General features: G+C 73.4%; 1 protein-coding gene and 2 pseudogenes. 1 reads left to right on the top strand and 2 read right to left on the bottom strand.

The genetic code is table 11. The annotated features are described in order from the left end of the window. Positions 1–123: pseudogene (locus ASJ79_RS32725) on the top strand (4-hydroxy-3-methylbut-2-enyl diphosphate reductase); the annotation flags it as partial. Here ASJ79_RS32725 and ASJ79_RS32720 read toward each other — a convergent pair. Together ASJ79_RS32720 and ASJ79_RS23645 are read right to left on the bottom strand one after the other, a co-directional pair. Then, positions 117–278: pseudogene (locus tag ASJ79_RS32720) on the bottom strand (UDP-N-acetylmuramoyl-tripeptide--D-alanyl-D-alanine ligase); the annotation flags it as partial. The pseudogenes ASJ79_RS32725 and ASJ79_RS32720 sit on opposite strands and share 7 nt — an antisense overlap. Further along, positions 275–1,631: UDP-N-acetylmuramoyl-L-alanyl-D-glutamate--2,6-diaminopimelate ligase (locus ASJ79_RS23645; protein ID WP_067960666.1), on the bottom strand; the 1,357-nt coding region annotated here is incomplete at its 5' end. The gene ASJ79_RS23645 and the pseudogene ASJ79_RS32720, both read right to left, overlap by 4 nt.

Below are 1,631 nucleotides of genomic sequence, written 5' to 3'. Positions count from 1 at the left end.
TTCGACATCCTGCTCATCGGTCACGAAGGCCACGAGGAAGTCGTCGGCACCGCCGGTGAGGCCCCCGACCACGTCCAGGTCGTCGACAACCCCGACGCCGTCGACAACGTCACCGTGCGCGACCCCGGCAGTGCCAGAAACAGGCCGCCCGGAGTCACCGCGCGGGAGTCGAACTCGACGGTCCCGGTGACCATCGTCGCCGCGGCGTCCTCGGCGGACACGTCGGCCAGCCGGCCACCGACGATCTCGGCGATCCGGGCCAGCGAAAGCTCTATCACCGCTGAACCTCCTGCGTGCCCCACGCCTCCAGTGCCGCGGCCAACTCGTCGCGGTCGTCGAACGGCCGGGTCTGCCCGCCGCTGGTCTGCCCGGCCTCGTGCCCCTTGCCCGCGATCAGCACGACGTCGCCGGGGCGGCCCCACGCCACCGCGTGCTCGATCGCGGCCCGCCGGTCACCGATCTCGACCACCTCGGCGCGCCGACCGGCTGCCCCGGCCAGGATCGCGGCGCGGATCAGGGCGGGATCCTCGTCGCGCGGATTGTCGTCGGTGACGACCACGAGATCGGCCAGCTCGGCGGCCACCCGACCCATGGGTTCACGCTTGCCCCGGTCACGGTTGCCACCGGCCCCGAACACCACCGCAAGCCGCCCCGCGGTCTGCTCGCGCAGCGTCCGCAGCACCGCCTGGAGCGCCCCCGGCTTGTGCGCATAGTCCACCAGCGCCAGGAACGGCTGACCGCGGTTCACCGCCTCCAGCCGGCCCGGGACGGTCGCATCGCGCAGCCCGGGGGCGGCCTGCTCGGGCGACACGCCGACGGCGTCCAGCAGCGCCACCGCGAGCAGGCAGTTGGCCACGTTGTAGCGGCCGGGCAGCCCGATCTCCAGTCCGTGGTGGACACCGGTGGGATCCACCGCGAGGAAGTCCTGCACGCCGTCCCCACCGGACCGGATCTGTTCCACGGTCCAGTCGGCGGGCCCGGTCGCGCTGACGGTGACGGGCCGGTCGGCACGGGCGGCCATCGCCCGGCCCCAGTCGTCGTCCACACAGATCACCGACAGCGCCGCGTGCGCCGGTGACGCCGGGTCGAACAGGCGCGCCTTGGCCTCGAAGTAGTCCTCCATCGTCGGGTGGAAATCCAGGTGATCGCGGGACAGGTTGGTGAAGCCGCCGACGGCGAACGACACCCCGTCCACCCGCCCGAGCGCGAGCGCGTGGCTGGACACCTCCATCACCACCGTGTCAACGCCCCGCTCAAGCATGGTGGCCAGCAGGGCCTGCAGATCGGGGGCTTCCGGGGTGGTCAGACCGCCGGACTGCTGGTGGCCGTCGATCCGCACCCCGACGGTCCCGATCAGGCCGGCGACCCGGCCCGCCGACCGCAGGCCGGCCTCGACCAGGTAGGTGGTGGTGGTCTTGCCGGACGTCCCGGTGACACCGACGACCCGCAGCTTCTCCGACGGCCGGCCGTAGACGGCCGACGCGAGCTCCCCCAGCACCGCCCTGGGCTCCGGATGTACCAGGACCGGCACGTCCACAGCGCCGCGGGCGGCGATCTCGGCGACACCGGCGGCGTCGGTCAGCACCGCGACCGCACCCCGGCTCACCGCGTCGGCAACGTACCGGCCGCCG

The sequence above is a fragment of the Mycobacterium sp. NAZ190054 genome (assembly GCF_001545925.1).
Lineage (GTDB): Bacteria > Actinomycetota > Actinomycetes > Mycobacteriales > Mycobacteriaceae > Mycobacterium.
Note: the sequence above shows the minus strand (reverse complement) of the source record. Positions and strands in the feature narration are given on the sequence as shown.